Source organism: Allostigmatella hybrida (assembly GCF_020103775.1).
Taxonomy (GTDB): Bacteria; Myxococcota; Myxococcia; order Myxococcales; family Myxococcaceae; genus Hyalangium; species Hyalangium aurantiaca.
Genome location: NZ_JAHXBH010000041.1, coordinates 43,547 through 60,282, shown reverse-complemented (window position 1 = coordinate 60,282; position 16,736 = coordinate 43,547). Strand labels below are relative to the sequence as shown.

General features: G+C 67.9%; 15 protein-coding genes. 7 read left to right on the top strand and 8 right to left on the bottom strand.

Features of this window, described 5'->3' with window-relative positions; all coding sequences use genetic code 11:
• Positions 1-37: 37 nt before the first annotated feature.
• Complete coding sequence (locus tag KY661_RS34615; RefSeq protein ID WP_225414251.1) at positions 38-820, top strand: RDD family protein; 783 nt, start codon at positions 38-40, stop codon at positions 818-820.
• Position 821: 1 nt separating this feature from the next.
• On the top strand, positions 822-1,805 hold the full coding sequence (locus tag KY661_RS34610; RefSeq protein WP_225414248.1) for a stage II sporulation protein M: 984 nt from the start codon (positions 822-824) through the stop codon (positions 1,803-1,805).
• On the opposite strand, the gene KY661_RS34605 is transcribed toward KY661_RS34610, so the two are convergent.
• On the bottom strand, positions 1,748-2,266 hold the full coding sequence (locus tag KY661_RS34605) for a J domain-containing protein (RefSeq protein ID WP_075010910.1): 519 nt from the start codon (positions 2,264-2,266) through the stop codon (positions 1,748-1,750). The genes KY661_RS34610 and KY661_RS34605 overlap by 58 nt on opposite strands.
• A gap of 156 nt (positions 2,267-2,422) precedes the next feature.
• Here KY661_RS34605 and KY661_RS34600 point away from each other — a divergent pair, with 156 nt between their 5' ends.
• Positions 2,423-2,956, top strand: coding sequence for a HEAT repeat domain-containing protein (locus tag KY661_RS34600; RefSeq protein WP_225414247.1), 534 nt, complete (start codon positions 2,423-2,425; stop codon positions 2,954-2,956).
• A 9-nt stretch (positions 2,957-2,965) separates the two neighbouring features.
• Here KY661_RS34600 and KY661_RS34595 read toward each other — a convergent pair whose 3' ends face one another.
• The 5 genes from KY661_RS34595 to KY661_RS34575 all read right to left on the bottom strand — a co-directional run bounded on the left by KY661_RS34595 (position 2,966) and on the right by KY661_RS34575 (position 7,628).
• A complete protein-coding gene (locus tag KY661_RS34595) occupies positions 2,966-3,238 on the bottom strand; it encodes a ubiquitin-like small modifier protein 1 (RefSeq protein WP_075010912.1) in 273 nt (90 codons plus the stop codon).
• A gap of 3 nt (positions 3,239-3,241) precedes the next feature.
• Complete coding sequence (locus tag KY661_RS34590) at positions 3,242-3,943, bottom strand: HAD family hydrolase (RefSeq protein ID WP_263437598.1); 702 nt, start codon at positions 3,941-3,943, stop codon at positions 3,242-3,244.
• A gap of 23 nt (positions 3,944-3,966) precedes the next feature.
• On the bottom strand, positions 3,967-4,734 hold the full coding sequence (locus KY661_RS34585) for a HisA/HisF-related TIM barrel protein (RefSeq protein ID WP_225414245.1): 768 nt from the start codon (positions 4,732-4,734) through the stop codon (positions 3,967-3,969).
• 158 nt (positions 4,735-4,892) lie between these two features.
• Positions 4,893-5,522, bottom strand: coding sequence for a glutathione S-transferase family protein (locus tag KY661_RS34580; protein WP_225414244.1), 630 nt, complete (start codon positions 5,520-5,522; stop codon positions 4,893-4,895).
• A 111-nt stretch (positions 5,523-5,633) separates the two neighbouring features.
• A complete protein-coding gene (locus KY661_RS34575; protein ID WP_225414243.1) occupies positions 5,634-7,628 on the bottom strand; it encodes an N-acetylmuramoyl-L-alanine amidase in 1,995 nt (664 codons plus the stop codon).
• A gap of 239 nt (positions 7,629-7,867) precedes the next feature.
• Between KY661_RS34575 and KY661_RS37650 the strand changes: the two genes are divergently transcribed.
• The 4 genes from KY661_RS37650 to KY661_RS34550 all read left to right on the top strand — a co-directional run bounded on the left by KY661_RS37650 (position 7,868) and on the right by KY661_RS34550 (position 12,693).
• Positions 7,868-9,286, top strand: coding sequence for an LGFP repeat-containing protein (locus KY661_RS37650; protein ID WP_317987324.1), 1,419 nt, complete (start codon positions 7,868-7,870; stop codon positions 9,284-9,286).
• A 2-nt stretch (positions 9,287-9,288) separates the two neighbouring features.
• On the top strand, positions 9,289-11,262 hold the full coding sequence (locus tag KY661_RS34560; protein ID WP_225414242.1) for a DUF4185 domain-containing protein: 1,974 nt from the start codon (positions 9,289-9,291) through the stop codon (positions 11,260-11,262).
• A gap of 103 nt (positions 11,263-11,365) precedes the next feature.
• On the top strand, positions 11,366-12,082 hold the full coding sequence (locus tag KY661_RS34555; protein ID WP_225414241.1) for a hypothetical protein: 717 nt from the start codon (positions 11,366-11,368) through the stop codon (positions 12,080-12,082).
• 14 nt (positions 12,083-12,096) lie between these two features.
• Positions 12,097-12,693, top strand: coding sequence for a hypothetical protein (locus KY661_RS34550; protein ID WP_225414249.1), 597 nt, complete (start codon positions 12,097-12,099; stop codon positions 12,691-12,693).
• Between the two features lie 49 nt (positions 12,694-12,742).
• On the opposite strand, the gene KY661_RS34545 is transcribed toward KY661_RS34550, so the two are convergent.
• The gene (locus KY661_RS34545) at positions 12,743-15,469 is read right to left on the bottom strand and encodes an SBBP repeat-containing protein (protein WP_225414240.1); all 2,727 of its coding nucleotides are present in this window, start codon (positions 15,467-15,469) and stop codon (positions 12,743-12,745) included.
• A gap of 97 nt (positions 15,470-15,566) precedes the next feature.
• The gene (locus KY661_RS34540; RefSeq protein WP_225414239.1) at positions 15,567-16,736 is read right to left on the bottom strand and encodes a S8 family peptidase; all 1,170 of its coding nucleotides are present in this window, start codon (positions 16,734-16,736) and stop codon (positions 15,567-15,569) included.

Sequence of the window (16,736 nt, the reverse complement as noted above, 5' to 3'; positions counted from 1 at the left end):
CGCGCCAGAGAGCAGGCAGCATATGCTGGGGGCCCGCATGGCCTTCTCCCCTTCCCCCAGTCTCGACGTGGCCACGCCCGAACGCGTGGCCCTGCGCTTGCCCGTAGCGGGCATCGGCTACCGGTGCCTGGCGTGGCTCATCGATGCGGCGATCCTCTTCTTCTTCTGGGTCATCGCCTACTTCGTCTTCTCGCTGCTCGTCTCGGACGTGCTTGGCGCCTTCCGGGCCCTGTCCGGGCTCGGGCAGACCCTGCTGGCGGTGGGTGTCTTCGCTACCCAGTGGCTGTACTGGACGGCGGCCGAGGTGCTCCTGGGGGGGCAGACCCCAGGCAAGCGGCTGACCGGAATCCGGGTCGTCCGCTCGGACGGCTCGCCCGTGGGCGTGTACGAGAGCGCCGTGCGCAACCTGCTGCGGGCGGTGGACTTCCTGCCCCTGTTCTACGCCACCGGCTGCATCACCATGCTCTTCACGCCCCAGCACCGCCGGCTGGGGGATTTGCTCGCGGGCACCCTCCTGGTGCGCGAGGAGCGCTTCGACCTGGACCGGTACACCGCGCCCACCGCCACCACGTCCGCCGCCGTCCCCCGCGAGGCCGTGGCCCTGGCCCCCGGCGCCGGGGCCCTGGCCCCCAACGAGGTGGACCTCATCCTCGACTTCCTGGAGCGCACCCCGTGGCTGGAGCCCGAGGCGCGGCTGCGGCTGGGAGCGCGGCTGGTGGAGCGCTTCGGCGGGCTGGACGAGGCCGGGCGGGCCCAGGTGCTCGCCTCGCCCCAGGCGCTCGAGGGCTTTCTCCGGGCGCGGGCCCAGGCGGTGAGCTGACGTGGCCGTCCCCCTGCCCACCTTCGTGGCCCGGCGGAGGCCGGACTGGGAGGCCCTGCGGGCCCTGCTCGCCCGGCAACGCGCGGGCACCCTGCGCCTGGACGAGCTGCGCACGCTCGACACCCTCTACCGCCGGGCCGCCTCGGACCTGGCGCACGCGCAGACCTTCTACCCGGCCACGGACGCGTACCGCTTCCTCAACCAGCTCTGTGGCCAGGCCTACGCCGCCATCTACCAGCCCCCCCGGGAGCGCTGGGCGGCCGTGCGCGGCTTCTTCGCGCGCGAGTTCCCCGCCACCCTCCGGGCCGAGGGGCGCTTCGTGGCCGCGAGCGGGGGGCTCTTCGTGCTGGGGCTGCTCCTGGGGGCGCTGGTGGTGCTGCTGGAGCCCCGGGGCGCGGAGCTGCTCGTGCCCGAGGGGGTGCGCTCCTACGTGGCCCAGGGGCGGATGTGGACGGATGACCTGCTCTCCGTGGCGCCGCCCAACGCGGTGGCCTCCGGCATCGCCACCAACAACCTCACCGTCATCATCTTCACCTTCGCCTCGGGCATCCTCTTCGGCCTGGGCACGGTGTTCACCCTGGTGAACAACGGGGTGCAGATTGGCGCCATCAGCGCCCTGTGCGCCCGCGAGGGGCTGGGCGGACGGATGCTGGACTTCGTGGCCGCGCACGGCCCGGTGGAGCTGTCCATCATCGTCATCGCGGGCGGCGCGGGGCTGATGGTGGGCCAGGCGCTCATCGACCCGGGGGAGCTGCCCCGGGGACAGGCGCTGGCGCTGCGGGGCCGGACGGCCGTGAAGCTGGTGCTGGGCTGTGCCCCATTCCTGGCCGCCATTGGCGCCGTCGAGGGCTTCATCTCCCCGGGCAGCCTGTTTCCCCCCTGGCTCAAGGGGGCGCTCGGGCTGACGCTGGGGGCGCTCTTCTGGGGCTACCTGCTGCGGGCGGGCAGGGGCGAGGCCGCGCTCTCGTCCACGAGGCTGCGCTGAACCATGGACTCGGCGCGCTTGCGCTGCCGGTGGCGGAGGATCTTCTCGTAGGCGCCGTTGAGCTCGCGCATCTTCTCCACCGAGCCGCCCCGGTCCGGGTGCCGCTCCAGCGCCAGCTCGCGGTAGCGCTTGCGCACCACGTCTTCCGAGTCCAGCGGCGACACGCCCAGCAGGTGGTACGGGTCCTGCTCCTCCAGGGCGTTGAGCCAGCGGTCCAGCCGGTCCTTCACCTCCAGGAAGCGGCTGTCCTCCGCGGACGTGTCCTTCGCCGGGTAGGTGCGCATCTTCGCATCCGAGCGGAAGATGTCCGTGTAGGTGCTGGAGACCCAGCGGTGGCAGGAGCCGCAGCGGAAGTACTTCACCCGCCGTCCGCTGCCTTCGTGTAGCGTCATCCGAACGCCGCAGTGCGTGCACTCGACTTCGACGTTCTCCAGGGTCTGCCAGCTCACCGCCGGATTCATGGCTGCTTCTCGCTCTCCTGTGTGGGCGCAACACGCCTGTAGCACCCACAAGGTCTCACGAGAAAAGTCTCCGTCAAGAATTTAACCGCCGGGCTGCCGTGACGGGGGCCCCGGGGGTGGTAGAACGCCCAGGCCTCCCCTGCCCTCGGGCCCGCCATGCGTCCCCTCCCGCTCGCCAGCCTCCTGCTGCTCTCCCTGCCGGTGTTCGCCCAGGCCACGCCGCCTGCGCCCCCGGGGGTCCAGGCCCGCGAGGAGCCCGCCCCCGCCGCCCGGGGCGGCACGGTGAGCGAGGACACGGCCCTGCTGCGCGGGCTGCTGTGGGCCACCGAGCCCACGCCCGAGGAAGTGCGCGCCATGGCCATCGAGGACCTGGCACTCCTGGCGGACCCCCGCGCCCTCAACCCGCTGGCGGCGCTGCTGTGGGACCCGAGCCCGCGGATTCAAGCCGCCGCCCTGCGCGCCGTGGCCCTCTTCCAGCATCCCCGCGCCGAGGAGATTCTCACCCAGGTGGTGCGCCACACCCAGCTGCCGGACGCCCTGAAGCTCCAGGCGCTGGACGGGCTGCTCTACCAGCGCACGGCTTCCGCGCGCGCCACCGTGGGGGCCATCTCGAAGGACCCTCGCCTCCCGGCCGCCCTTCAGTCCGCCGCCCTGGGCGTGCTGGCCCGCTGGGACGTCCCTCGGAAGTAACCCCTCGTCCTACCCTCCGGCGACGGCAGGAACGATCGTGATGCGATCTCCTTCCGTCACGGGGGTGGCCAGTTGTTGCAAGAAGCGAATGTCTTCGTCGTTGTGGAAGATGTTGATGTAGCGCCGCACAGCGCCCTGATCGTCCAACACCCGCGCACCGATGCCTGGGAAACGCTTCTCCAGGTTCGCCAGCACTTCGCCCACCGTGTTTCCCGCCGTACTCGCCTCACTCTGCTGCTGAGTCAGGCTGCGAAAAGGGGCCGGAATGCGCACCAGCGCCATGGATCACTCCTCCTTGCCAATCGTGATCAGCACATTTCCCTGAAACACCAACTCCAAGCCCCCCGGCTTCGCCCTGCACTCGACGTCCGCGAGATCCTGGACGACATACCGCGCCCCGCGCTCCCGCAGATCCGCGCCATCCCCCGGGGTAAGTCCCAGGCAAACCGCCCCCGCAGCGGCCCCCGCAGCGATGCCGCTCGGCGCATCCTCCACCACCAGGCACCGGTCCGCAGGCACTCCCAACCGCTTCGCCCCCAGCAGGTAGCAATCCGGTGAGGGTTTGCCGTTCTGGATGTCCTCCCAGGTGACGCAGACCCGGAAAGACGAGGCCAGGCCCAAGGCCGCCAGCACGCGCTGGACGCGTGTCTTGGAGCCACTGGTCACCAGCGCCAGTGGCACCCCCGCGGCAGCGAGGCGCTCGGCCAGCCGCTGGGTCCCGGCCATCCCGCGAAAGTCCAACCGGGGCTCTGCCTGCCGGACCTGGTTCAGGAGGTGCTCCCGCGCGCCTCCCTCCAGCTCCGCGAACAGCGCCGACACGGTGTGCTCGGGTGAGCGCCCCAGAACGTAGCGGCGGATGTCCTCCTCGGTCAGGGTCTTGCCGTGACCGCGCGCGATCTCCTCCCACAGTGCCGCGACGGCCTGATGGGTATCGATCAGGACTCCATCCATGTCGAACATCACGGCGGATAGGATTTCTGACGGCATTGGGCCCTTCCCCAAGGAATCCATCAACCCGCGGCGGCCACCGGGGCATCCCGGCGCTGGGTTGCCCCCAGCCTCCCCGCGATCACCGCGTGCTTCATGGCCTCGGCCATGCGGACGGGATCGGGCGCCTGCGCGACGGCCGTGTTGACCAGCACGGCATCAGCCCCCATCTCCATGGCCTGCGCGACCTGGGCAGGAGAACCGAGCCCTCCTTCGATAATCACAGGCACCGAGACCGCGTCGATCACCTGCTGGAGCGACTTCGGATCGACGATTCCCCGTCCGCTGGCGACGGGCGCGGCCATGATCCGGAGCGCGCAACACCCCATCCGCTCGAGCGCCAGCGCATCTTGGAGATCAGGCAGGATGAAGGGCATGACCGCACAGCCCTCGTCCAGCAACTGCTTGGCGGCCTCCAGCGTCTGGCCATTGTGCGGCAGGTTGTCCGAGGGCCGGACATCGAGCTTGAACACCTCGATTCCGTGGGCGCGGCGAAGGGACCTCACCGTCCGGAGCGCGTCCTCCTTGGAGTGAGCGAACGACGTCGTGCCGATCCAGTTGAACCGCTCCAGCGGCACGAACTGGTCAATGTCCGAGAGCAGCAGGCTGGTCCGGGTCTGCTCCAGGTCCAGGGTCGTGATGAACACGTCACAGCCGCTGGCCGTGAGCACCTTCGCCACCAGCTCGGCCGACACGTACTGCTCGATCCCCAGGATCAGCCGCGAGCGGAACTTCATCGGACCGGCCACGAGCCATGGCTCTGAACCTGACTGCTCACCATCACGAAGCATTGCTGCACCTTTCAGAGAAGAGGTGATGGGGACGATCACCTCGGGAGAGGGGGGTGTTCCGCCCCTCTCCCAGAGGCCGGGAGATTACACGTCTTTCGCCCCTGTCGGACAATCCAGCTTAGCGGACTTTCCGGGAGGAAGCCAACGCCCAAGACCCGTCAGGCCTTGTCCGCGGGCAGACGGCCGTCCGCGATGGAGCACTTCTTGAAGGCGGGACGATCCGTGATGCGCGCCACGTAGTCCGTGAAGATCGGCTCCTGGAGGCCCGGCGCCTTGAACGAGAGGGCCCAGGCGATCTGAGCGCCCACGTAGACATCCGCCGCGCTGAACTGCTCGCCGAGGATGTACGGCCCCGGGGTGAGCATCTTCTTGAACGCGCCGAGCGTGTCCTCGTAGCTGCCATAGCCGACGGTGCCTTTGTTGTCGGCCAGCGGGCGCTTGAGCATCACGTCGAGCAGGGCCGGCTCGAAGCAGCCCGCGCCGAAGAACAGCCAGCGCAGGTAGGTGCCGCGACGCACATCTCCCAGCGGCGGCGCGAGCCCGGCCTGCGGGAAGGCATCGGCCAGGTAGGTGATGATGGCCGCCGTCTCGGTGATGACGGTGCCGTCATGAACGAGCGTCGGCAGCTTGCCCATCGGGTTGAGGGCGAGGAACTCCGGCGACTTCTGCTCGCCTTTCTGCAGGTCGATGCGCACGACGCGGAAGGGCGCCCCCACCTCGTGCAGCATCCAGTGGACCATCTGCGCCCGCGACTGGGGGTTGTGATAGAAAACGATTTCTCCGCTCATCGGTTGCTCCTTGCTGGGAAGGCGCGGAGCATGCCCGGTTTCGCATCGCGCGGAGAACAATCCTTCACGGCAGGCGGCCTCTCCGCGGAAGCCGCCCGCCCCCCCCGCGCCTCAGTTCACGACGGTGACGGCGCCCGTGGTCGTGTTGTGAACGAGCGCGCCGCGCTCGAAGTCCACGCGCCGGCCGCCGCTCACCGCGTAGGCCTCCGACTTCGGGAACCCCAGCGTCTGCGCGACTCCCGCCTCCAGGTACTTCTGGAGCAGGGCACCCTCCAGCCACCGGGCCCCCGTCGCGGACGACCAGTAGATGTGGCCGCCCTGGAAACGGCTGACCTTGCCGGGGGCGAAGGACGTGTTCTCCTCATCCGACACCGGGTAGCCCAGCGCGCTTCGCTCCCAGCCGAGCGCCTCCCAGCGGGCGCGGATGTGGCCATGCACCTCGTGCGCGCCCGTCGCGGGCGTCCAGTAGATGCTGCCCAGCACGGCGCCCTTCTTGAAGTGGTTGTAGCGGCCCACCCCATCCGGCGTCTTCAGCTCCCCCGTGGTGGGGTAGCCCAGCTCGCTGCGCTCCCAGTCCAGCGCCTCCCACTTCTGGCGGATGAAGCCGTGCACCTCCCAGGCGCCCGTCTCGGGCGTCCAGTAGATGCTGCCGTTCTGGAAGTGGTTGTAGCGGCCCACCCCATCCGGCGTCTTCATCTCGTCGGTGATGGGGTAGCCCAGCGGGCCTCGCTCCCAGTTCACCGCCGCCCACCGGTCGCGGATGAGCCCGTGCACCACGCGCGCTCCGGTCGCAGGCGTCCAGTAGATGCTCCCACGCTCGAAGGCGTTGTAGCGCCCCACCCCGTCCGGCGTGGTGTTCTCTCCCGTCTGGCACTTGCCCAGCAGCACCGCGCCGTTCACCGCGTCGTACTTCGCCTTGATGTCCCCCTGCAGCACGCAGCCGGTGCCACAGGCGGCGTTGGCGCGGTTGAGGTAGTCCGTCCAGGGCCAGTTCGCGCCGGGATCCGTGCGGTTGTACGGCTGCAGCTGGCCGTGCCCTACCACGTGGTAGCGGTCCCGGGGAACGCCGTGGTCCCGCGTGATGTCGCACAGCAGCCGGGCCGAGGCGTCGAGCTGTCCCGCGGGCCACACGGTCTGCGCGGCATACCCGCCGTGCTCGATGCCAATGGAGAAGTCGTTGGAGCCCCTGCCGTTCAGCCCGCACTCCACGCCGCCATTGTTCTTGCAGTCAAAGGTGGCCCCGATGTGCCAGCCGCGGCTGCCGTCCCGCACGAGCTGGCTGATCTCCTGGCCGTCCTCCCGCACCACGTAGTGCGCGCTCACCCCCGAGGTGGAGTTGGTCAACCAGCTCCAGCACCCCGCATAGCTGCTCTCACAGGTGTGGATGACCACCATGCGCACCCCCATGGGCCGGGCGTTGTAGTTGGGTGAGGGCCGCCACACGGCCGGGGCGTAGTCCGGGCCCGCGAGCAGTTGGGGGGGCGGCGCTTGCTCCTCGTCCGGTGCCAGTCCGCTCGCGGCCCCTTCCTCCGAGAGCGTTCCCAGCCCCAGGCGGAATACCCGGAACACCTCATCCTGGGAGAAGCTGCGCCGCCCCTGCGCGTCCGGAATGCCAGAGATGGCTTCCACGGCCGGTGCCCAGTCCACCACCCGGTTCCGGCCCAGCCCCAGCCGCATCGAGTGGTGGGACAGCAGCGCCGCCGCCGCGCGGACGTTGGAGCGGGCATCGGTCCGGGCCTCTGCCGCAGTGACCCCGGCACGCTTCGCACCTTCCTCCAGGAGTTCCTCCGAGAGCGCCATCATCCCGAAGACGGCCGGGCGCCCCTCGAACTCCTCGGCGCCCTCCACCATCTGGTAGCGCGTCTGGACGAAGGCGATGGCCTTGAGCAGCGCGGGCGGCACCCCGAACTCCTGCCCCGCATCCCGGAAGAGCGCATCGGAAGCGCTGTCCTCGCGCGCCAGCACCTCCGCCCGTGCCGGGTCCATCTCCTGCACGCCGCGCTCCACGGCGGAGACCGGGAGCTCTTGAGGCGTTTCATTCGAGCCACAGGCCTGCGCCAAAGCCAGCGTGGCGGTGAGCACGGCCATGCCATGTCTGTTTTTCATGGGGGATTCTCCTGACGTCGTTTTTGAGGGAGAGGCCCCATTCCCTACCGAATCCCGCCGGACAAGTGAAGCGGGTGATATCTGCCCTACCTGCCTTCCGTGAGACACGGAATCTCTGAGCCATTGCGTCAAAATCCGGATACCGATTTTCCGGCGCAACTCCGTGCAGGATTTGCCGATAACGGATGTTCCGCCTCTTCCATGCCCCCTTCTGCCTCCACGAATTGGAACCGCTGATCATGGACTCGAGATTGACGTTCAGAAGCCTTGTCTGGGTGTTGTCCGCGGTACTGCTGACCACGTCCTGCGGCCCCGGGGATTTCCCGGAGGATCCTCGCAGCGAGGAGCTGATCACCCTGGACTCCGCCCTGGGGTCCGTGGACATGCACAACCTCATGTCCGACACGGACATCGCCGGGTACCAGACGGTGACGCCGGATCAGGTCCAGAGCTTCCTGGCGTCCAAGGGTTCCTTCCTGGCGGGCTACCGCGACCCGGCGTTCGGCAACAAGACGGCCGCCGCCCTCATCGTGGAGCGAGCCACCGCCTACCGCATCAACCCGGTGTACATCCTGGCGCGCATCGAGACGGAGTCGGGGCTCATCCGCAGCGGCACCTCCCGCAACCTGTCCAAGGCCACCGGCTGTGGCTGCCCGGATGGGAGCGGCTGCGACGCGGCCTACACGGGCTTCGGCAAGCAGGTGGAGTGCTCGGCGAAGACGTTCCGCAACTACCTGAGTGACCTGGAAGCAGGCCGAACCACCGTCTCCGGTTGGAAGGCGGGCGTGGCCAAGAACACGCTGGACCCGTGCACGGTGCGGCCCGCCAACAACGCCACCGCCGCCCTCTACACCTATACCCCCTGGGTGGGCGCCTACGCCGCCCAGTGCGGCACCTCGGCCTGGGGAGGCTCCTCGCTGGTGGCCCTGCTCTACCGGGAGTTCCGCGACAGCCGAAGCTGGGGAGGCGCCTGCGGGGTCGGTGGCGCCATCCTCACGCGCTACAACCAGATCGGCGGGGCCGGGGGCGTGCTCGGCGCGTGCACGACAAGCGAGCTGACCACTCCCGACGGGGTGGGCCGCTACAACCACTTCCAGAAGGGCAGCATCTACTGGACGCCCGAGACGGGCGCCTGGGAAGTCCACGGCCTCATTCGCGCCCGCTGGGAGTCGCTGGGCTGGGAAACCGGCGTGCTCGGCTACCCCACCACGGGGGAGATGAAGACGCCGGATGGGGTGGGCCGCTACAACCACTTCAAGAAGGGCGCCATGCTGGGCAGCATCTACTGGACGCCTGAGACGGGCGCCTGGGAAGTCCACGGCCTCATCCACGAGAAGTGGGCAGCGCTGGACTGGGAGCGCGGCGTGCTGGGCTACCCCATCTCCGGAGAGACGGCGACTCCTGATGGCGTGGGCCGCTTCAACCACTTCAAGAAGGGCACCGTGCTGGGCAGCATCTACTGGACGCCCACGACGGGCGCCTGGGAGGTCCACGGACGCATCCGCGAGAAGTGGGCGGAGCTGGGCTGGGAGCGCAGCACGCTGGGCTACCCCATCTCGGACGAGTACGCCGTGAGCGCCGGCCGCGAGAGCGAGTTCCAGAAGGGCTTTCTCACCTTCCATGCCGCCACCGGCACCGTCTCCGTCCGGATGAAATAGCGATGAGCCACTTCACTCCTTGGAAGCCGTGTGCCGTTGCCGTCTCGCTCGGAGCCCTCCTGTGCGCGGGCGGGGCCTGGGCGCTCACGCCCACGAACGTGACCCAGGTGGCCCGTGTGACCGGCGCCAGCCTCTCCGGAGAGCCCCTGCCCAATCCCAACCAGACCCACGTCAACTACGAGGTGATGGGCACGGATCTCGGCATCCTCTGGGACAAGGGCGGCGGAGAAGTGTTCGTCCTGTTCGGAGACACCTTCGGCCACGGCTGGTGTGGCAACGGCGGTTGCGGCGGAGGCTGGCGCAGCAACGTGCTCGCGAAGTCCTCGGACCGGAACCTCGCGGACGGCTTGACCTTCTCCACGATGATTCAGGATGCCTCGCGCCACGCCAAGGAGATCCTCCCGTCGAAGAAGATCAACTTCGATGAGATGACCGTCATCCCCACCGCGGGCGTCACGGTGGGCTCGCGGCACTACATCCATTACATGTCCGTCCACCACTGGGGCGACCCGGGCCAGTGGTCCACCAACTACGCGGGCATCGCCTACTCGGACGACAACGGCCAGAACTGGGTGAAGCATGGGAGCGCGCGGTGGCCGAACAACACCGCGTACTCCCATCCCTTCCAGATGGCGGCCTTCGTGAAGAACGGCGGCTTCGTCTACATGTACGCGACACCCAACGGGCGCTTCGGCAACGTGTACCTGGCGCGGGTACCCGAGGGCGCGCTGCTGAACATCAACGACTACCGCTACTGGGACGGCAATGGCTGGGCGGCCTCCCAGGCTGCCGCGGTCCCGGTGGTCATGGGCATCGCGGGCGAGCTGTCCGTGGTTTACCACCCCACCTTCGGCCGCTTCCTCATGACGTACTTGAACGAGCACCGCCAGGCCGTGGTGATGCGGGACGCTGCCACGCCCACGGGACCCTGGAGCGGCGAGAAGATCCTGGCCACGGGGGCACGCTTCCCGGGCCTGTACAACGCCTTCATCCACCCCGGGGCCCTGAACGGGCCGGACCTGTACTTCATCTCGTCGCAGTGGACGCCCTACAACACGTTCCTGATGCGCGCGACGCTGACGGCCGACACCTTCAGCGACAACCTGCTGTCCGAGCCCGGCTTCGAGACCCAGGCAGCCACCCCCACGATGGCGCCCTGGTGGGTGATGGGCCAGGGCGGCGTGGACCGGGGCCTGGGCCAAGCCCGCACCGGGGCCAACGAGGGTTTCGTGCGCTCCAACAGCGGCTGGAACGCCCTCAAGCAGAGCGTCGCCGTGCAGCCCTACACGGACTACACCTTGCGCGGCTGGGTGCGGACCTCCGCCAACAACACGGAGGGGTACTTGGGCGCGCGGGGCGTGAACAACGGGCCCATCGTGGGCGAGGTACCCTTCGGCTCGCTGACCCACTACTCGCAGATCTCGGTCACCTTCAACTCCGGCCCCCACTCCCTCATCGAGGTCTACAGCGGCATCTGGGCCAAGAATGGGGACACGTGGATGCAGTTGGATGACGTCAGCCTGACGCGCAGCCCCAACCTCGTGGCGCAGGGCGGCTTCGAGCAGCAGCCCAGTTCTGCCGCCACGTCCCCCTGGTACGTGGAGGGCACCGGCGGCGTGGATCGCGGCCTGGGCTTCGCGCGTTCGGGCGCCAACAACGGTTACGTGCGCAACAACGTGAAGGGCTGGAACGCCCTCAAGCAGGAGGTGGCCGTGGTGCCCAACACGAACTACACGCTGAGCGCCTGGGTGCGGACCTCCCACTCCTTCAACGAGGGTTACTTCGGCGCGCGCGTGCTCCGAGGCGGGCCTGTCCTCAACGAGCTCAAGCTGACTCAACCCCTGGGGGGCTACGCCCAGCTGTCCATGCAGTTCAACTCGGGCGCCCAGCACAGCGTGGAGATCTTCGCGGGTCTCTGGGCCAACGTGGGAGACACGTGGCTGCAAGCCGATGACTTCGTGCTCACGCGCGACTGAAGAAGGCGTCATCAAAGACGCGGAATCCAGAAAAAAGCAGCCAACTGTGCTATACGCAAGATGCCTGCTTTGGATTTCATTTCAGCGATCAGGAGCCTTGCGCATGTTGAGACAACCGCTCTCGCTGCCGTACCGCGTATTGCTGCCCAGCGTGGTGTTGCTGGCCTGTGGGGGAACACCGGAGGAATCGGCCTCGCACGGGGATGCCACCCTGGGGACCAAGACCTCGGCCCTGTGCAGCGGACAGAGCGTCGAGACCTTGAGTGTGAGCGGAATGAGTTCCTACGCGGGCCTGCTGGCGGGAAACGGCACCTGGTCCGTGGGCGGCAGTGCGAACGCTGTGCGGCTGGAGCACTTCATTGATGGCGTTCTCCGAAGCACCGAGGAGCGCCCGGGACGTACCGGCACCTGGTACGTCAGCGCGGACGGCATGACCTGCGGCGCGCACGCCTTCGTGGTGAAGGCCTACCCGATGATCATTGACAGCAACGGCAACCAGACCACCTGCTGGGACGCCCCCCGGCAGACCTCGCAGAGCGTGGACCAACCCTGCCCTACGGTGTCCATGTCGTGCATGCCGGAGTCACGGATCAACAGCATCTGCACCGGCACCGCGAGCGGCGGCACAGGCCCCTATACCCCGTTCTGGAAAGTCAACTACACCTCCGAGGGAAACTGGTTCCAAGGCCAGATGACCTTCAACCTCTTCTGCCCCCCAGAGCCCTACCCCAAACCTGCCCGGATTGAGGTCCTCTTCAAGGTGCGTGACAGCACGGGCATGGACTCTCCCGCCAGGACCACGACGATCCTCTGCAAGTAAAAGGAGCCTTGACGATGCGCTGGTACCGGATGAAGTCCTTGCTGAGTCCTTTGTTCGCCGGGTTTCTCGGGATGGCTTGTGGCGGTACCGGGGACGATCCCCCCGCCCCAGCCTCACCGGACCTGGGAGTCCAGGAATCGGAGCTGTGCTCCGCCGTCAGCGTCACCTCGTTGACCCTGACGGGAGCGAGCACGTACATGGGCGAACTGGCCGGCAACGGCACCTGGGCGGTATCAACATTCTCCAACGCGGTCCGGCTGGAGTACTACCTGGACGGGGCCCTGTTTGCCTACGAGGAGCGGCCTGGACACTCCGGCCTCTTCTATTTCAGCCGGAACGGTGTCTCCTGCGACGTCTGGCACGCTCTCCAGGTGAAAGCGTTCCCGATGATCATCGACAGCAACGGCAACCGCACCACGTGCGTGTCGGGCTCCAGGACCGTGCTGAAGGACGACCTGGGCGAGTCGTGCTCCGGCAACATGCCGTGTGATCAGTGCCACCTCACGGGTTCCTTCACGGGACACTCCCGGCAGGAAGCCGCGGGCCAGTGCCCTCAGAGCGCCCTGGACGGCCCCAACATGATGAAGCTGCTGGAGCGCGTCAAACACTGACCCGGCACGGCTCCGAGGGCCAGAAGCCCTCGAAGCCCCCGCGGCTGGGCTAGTACGCCAGCACCTCGACGTTATCCAGACCCCACGTCTCCCCCTTCAGCCCGCGAGCGAAGAAGCTCAGCTTCAGCTCCGGGCTTGTGTGCGAGAGCGTGAACTTCAGCCGGTAGAGCGAGTCCCCCTTGCTGTAGCCCAGCGTGCCGAGGGCGTCCGCGCCCGTTCCCGGCAGGCTGCCCCGGACGGGATACGACTGCTTGCTGTCCGTGTTCGAGAACGTGGTGTCCAGCAGGAGCCTGCCATCGGCGGCCACACCCCAGCCGTGCGGTCCGGCTGGACCGTCGCCATCCCACGTCCCGGCCAGCACCAGGTCGAAGCTCACGATAACGGTGCTGTGCCTGGGCAGCTTGGTCAGGGCCAGGTCGACGGAGCCGCTGCCAAACTCTCCGAGGAAGAACTTGCCGCCCTCGGGAGACTTGCCCCAGCGCCACTCGCTCCACTCCTGCCGCGGCGCTTCGCTCTGGAAGTTGGCGAAGTACACCCGGTTCCCGCCCAGCTCCTGGGACGGAAGCTCACCGCCCCGCTGGGTGAGGACCTGCCCTTCGAGCTGCGCGGCCGTCGTGGCGAACCCCTTCTCCCCGGTCAGCCCAACGTCGAGGACGCACCGGTCGAGGAAGGCAGCGGTACTGACCTTGCGCTCGCGGCACGCGGCCAGTCCCAGCTCCAGCTGGGCCGGGGTCAGATCGGCCACCGAGATGGGCGACCACGGAAAGTCCACGTCCGTGAACGTTCCGGTGTCCTCTTTCGCCCCATAGTCGAACAAGGACTCCGCCGCCGTGATGCGCCAGCTCGACGCGAAGCTCGAGGGGCTGGTGTAGAGCTGCGCGAAGGTCGGCGGCTGCGGGAGAACCACGCCGGTGCGCAGGGCGAGATCATCGTTGGTCTTTCCGCTGTAGTTGCCGAGCAGACCGCGAAGAGCCCCCTGGCGGGAAGTGGGCAGCGCGAAGTTGACGTCGATGTACCCACTGTTCAGCGTGACGATCAGCCGGTCGTGGCCCGGGTAGTAGACGACATAGGACGCCGCATCCTTGCGGCGCAGGCGCCCTCCCCCCGGCAGCGGGACGGTATTGCCCACGGCCAGGGACACAGCGCCCCCGTTGACCTTCACCTGCGGGGTGGCGTCCAGATAGAAGCCCACGCGGCTCGTCCCCACCTGGGTCGCCAGCGCCGTCATCACGCTGACTTCTTTGCTCCCATTCCAGGGGCTCATCCGCGCCTGGACCGTGAGGGGAGCCCCCCGCGTACTCTCGACGAGGATGAACTCGCCGACGCCCTGGAAGTCATACGCCAGCCCGTCGAAGGTCCCCAGGTGCGGGTCGCCCCAGCCATACGAGATGCCGCACTCGCCCGGGGTGTTCACCTGACAGCCATCCCTGTACTGGAGCACCAGGACGTCCTTCTCCCCGGCGTTCATCGTCGCCGGGGTGGTGAACTCTCCTTCCGTGAAGCCCGCGATGTAGACCCGGTCGTTGATGTCGGCGGCGATGCCGTTGCCGCTCTCCATCACCTTGGTGGGATCCAACGCGTTGACCGAGCCGATCTGCCGCGTCACGAGCTTCATGCCCGCGGCGTCGTACTTCACCATGAAGATGTTGTCGCTGTTAGCCGAGGTATTGGTCTCAAGATCGAAGTTGGTGCGGCCCGTGATGTAGACGTTGGCTCCACCGTCGGAGGCAATGGCCTGCGCCATGTCATTGCCCGCGCTGCCCATCTGCCGCGACCACACCCGCGTGCCGTCCGCGTTGAACTTCACCACGATGGCATCGAGCAATCCCATGTGGGGTTGCCCGTCGAAGGAAGCCCCCGTGTACCCCACGACGTAGACGTCGACGATTCCGTCGAGCCGGCGCGAGGTGGCCACCCCATAGATGGAGTCCGCCTGGTTCGTGCCCATCTGCTTGACCCACTGGAACGTCCCCGCGGCGTTGTACTTGGCCAGGAACAGATCCGTCATCCCCGCGTTGGTTCCGTTCAGGTTCCCATCGGTGTGCCCCGCGACGTAGACGTTGTCGTTGGCATCCGTGGCCACCCCTCGCACCTGCTCCATGTTGGCCGTGCCCAGCTGCCGGGTCCACAACCAGGTCCCCGCCGCGCTGTACTTGGTCAGGAACATGTCGAAGCCGCCGGCATTCGGCTGGCCGTTGATCGAGCCCATCGTGTGGCCCGTGACGTAAATGGCGCCGGTCTTGTCGGTGGTCACCGCCATGACCATCTCGGTGGCCGTGGAGCCGAACTGGCGCGCCCAGACGGTGTTACCGGTCGCCGGATCCACCCGCAGCAGGACCGCGTCCATCACCCCCTGGTTCGTGCCTCCGAAGGAACCGGCGGTGTAGCCCGCCAGGTAGACCTGATGCGGCGTGGCCCCCATGTACGTGGCAACGCCCATCGCAAAGTCCTGGGCAGGGGTGCCGTACTGCTTCGACCAGAGCTTGTTTCCCGCCGCGTTGTGCTTGATCAGGATGAAGTCGTTCTGGCCGATCGGGGTATTGCCGTCGAAGCTGCTGTTGGACTGGCCCACCGTGTAGGCGCCCTCGTCCGTGGCCGCGACGGCCTGGCCCTGATCCTGGGCGACGGCGCCGACGTGCTGGATCCAGTTCAGCGAATCCCCAATGCCCGTGGGCACCATCTGGATCGAGACGCCGGAGGACGGGGCAGGCGAAGCGGCGCCCGCGGGCGCTCCCACCGACACACAAACACACAACAGCCAGTTCCATGCACGCATCTTCAGGCCCTCCAACTCCAGGTCCAGCAGTGTGAAAAATGAAGCGGGGGCCGCAGCATCAGGCCACGGCCCCCGCGGGATTCAACCTCGCTACGGCTTACAGCGAGCCCTTGTAGAGCAGCAGGTTCGGCGTGCCCGCGGGGTTGCCCGTGATGGCGTTCGGGGTGGCGTTGGACTTGATCCACTGGTCGATGGCGGCCGAGGAATCGTCGCCGAAGTTGCCCTTGTAGAGCGCCGCCACGCCCGCGATGTGCGGGGAGGCCATCGAGGTGCCGCTGATGGTGTTCGTCCCATCGTTGAGCCACGTCGACGTGATGCCCGAGCCCGGGGCGTACACGTCGATGCAGGGCCCGTAGTTGGAGTAGTAGGCGCGCGCGTCATTGCTCTCCGAGGCGGCCGCCGTGGTGGCGGCAGCCGCGCTGGCCGGCGAGAAGCCGCAGGCATCCGCGTTGCTGTTGCCCGCGGCCACCGCGACGAAGATGCCCGAGTTAGCCAGGTTGTTCACCGCGTCGTTCACCGCCTGGGAGAACCCGCCGCCCAGGCTCATGTTGGCCACGGCCGGCTTGGTGCCGTTGTTGCGCACCCAGTCCACGCCCGCGATGACACCCGCGTAGGAGCCCGAGCCGCTGCAGCCCAGCACCTTCACGCCGTAGAGGTAGACGCCCTTGGCCACACCCCAGGTGTTGCCCCCGATGGTGCCTGCCACGTGGGTGCCGTGGCCGTTGCAATCATTGAGATTTCCATCCCCGGTGGAGTTGAACACGCTCGCCGCACGCCCGTTGAAGTCGGGGTGGTTCGGCGCGACGCCCGTGTCGATGATGTAGGCGTTCACCCCGAAGGCGGGCTGGCCATAGGTATAGGTGGTGCTCAGCGGCAGGGCACGCTGGTCAATGCGGTCCAGGCCCCACGTCGCGCCACGCTGGGTGACGTCGGCGTGCACCACCTGGTCCTGCTCGACGAACGCCACGGCCGGGTCGCCGCGCACCGCCTCGAGCTGCGCCTTGCTCAGCGCCGCCGAAAAGCCGTTGATGACCCCATAGGTGTGCATCGGCGCGATGCTGGCCGACGCCAGCGTGGCCTGAAGGGAGGCGCCCTTCTTCATCACGACGATGTACTGCTCCGGAATACCCTGGCCCGGAGGCGCCATCCGCAGCGGAGCTTGCGTCTGCCCCAGCCCGGCCGGGTCCTGGCCCTCCAGCTCATTGCCTCCGCAAGCAGCGAGGGCGAGCGCGGAACCAATGAACATCACATGACGCATTGCACGCAT

What these genes read in the sequence shown, in the direction of transcription:
- KY661_RS34615 (WP_225414251.1), top strand. Translation starts at nt 38, where the DNA reads ATGGCCTTCTCCCCTTCCCCCAGTCTCGACGTGGCCACGCCCGAACGC.
- KY661_RS34605 (WP_075010910.1), bottom strand. Translation starts at nt 2,266, where the DNA reads ATGAATCCGGCGGTGAGCTGGCAGACCCTGGAGAACGTCGAAGTCGAG.
- KY661_RS34600 (WP_225414247.1), top strand. Translation starts at nt 2,423, where the DNA reads ATGCGTCCCCTCCCGCTCGCCAGCCTCCTGCTGCTCTCCCTGCCGGTG.
- KY661_RS34595 (WP_075010912.1), bottom strand. Translation starts at nt 3,238, where the DNA reads ATGGCGCTGGTGCGCATTCCGGCCCCTTTTCGCAGCCTGACTCAGCAG.
- KY661_RS34590 (WP_263437598.1), bottom strand. Translation starts at nt 3,943, where the DNA reads ATGCCGTCAGAAATCCTATCCGCCGTGATGTTCGACATGGATGGAGTC.
- KY661_RS34585 (WP_225414245.1), bottom strand. Translation starts at nt 4,734, where the DNA reads ATGCTTCGTGATGGTGAGCAGTCAGGTTCAGAGCCATGGCTCGTGGCC.
- KY661_RS34580 (WP_225414244.1), bottom strand. Translation starts at nt 5,522, where the DNA reads ATGAGCGGAGAAATCGTTTTCTATCACAACCCCCAGTCGCGGGCGCAG.
- KY661_RS34575 (WP_225414243.1), bottom strand. Translation starts at nt 7,628, where the DNA reads ATGAAAAACAGACATGGCATGGCCGTGCTCACCGCCACGCTGGCTTTG.
- KY661_RS37650 (WP_317987324.1), top strand. Translation starts at nt 7,868, where the DNA reads ATGGACTCGAGATTGACGTTCAGAAGCCTTGTCTGGGTGTTGTCCGCG.
- KY661_RS34560 (WP_225414242.1), top strand. Translation starts at nt 9,289, where the DNA reads ATGAGCCACTTCACTCCTTGGAAGCCGTGTGCCGTTGCCGTCTCGCTC.
- KY661_RS34555 (WP_225414241.1), top strand. Translation starts at nt 11,366, where the DNA reads ATGTTGAGACAACCGCTCTCGCTGCCGTACCGCGTATTGCTGCCCAGC.
- KY661_RS34550 (WP_225414249.1), top strand. Translation starts at nt 12,097, where the DNA reads ATGCGCTGGTACCGGATGAAGTCCTTGCTGAGTCCTTTGTTCGCCGGG.
- KY661_RS34545 (WP_225414240.1), bottom strand. Translation starts at nt 15,469, where the DNA reads ATGCGTGCATGGAACTGGCTGTTGTGTGTTTGTGTGTCGGTGGGAGCG.
- KY661_RS34540 (WP_225414239.1), bottom strand. Translation starts at nt 16,736, where the DNA reads ATGCGTGCAATGCGTCATGTGATGTTCATTGGTTCCGCGCTCGCCCTC.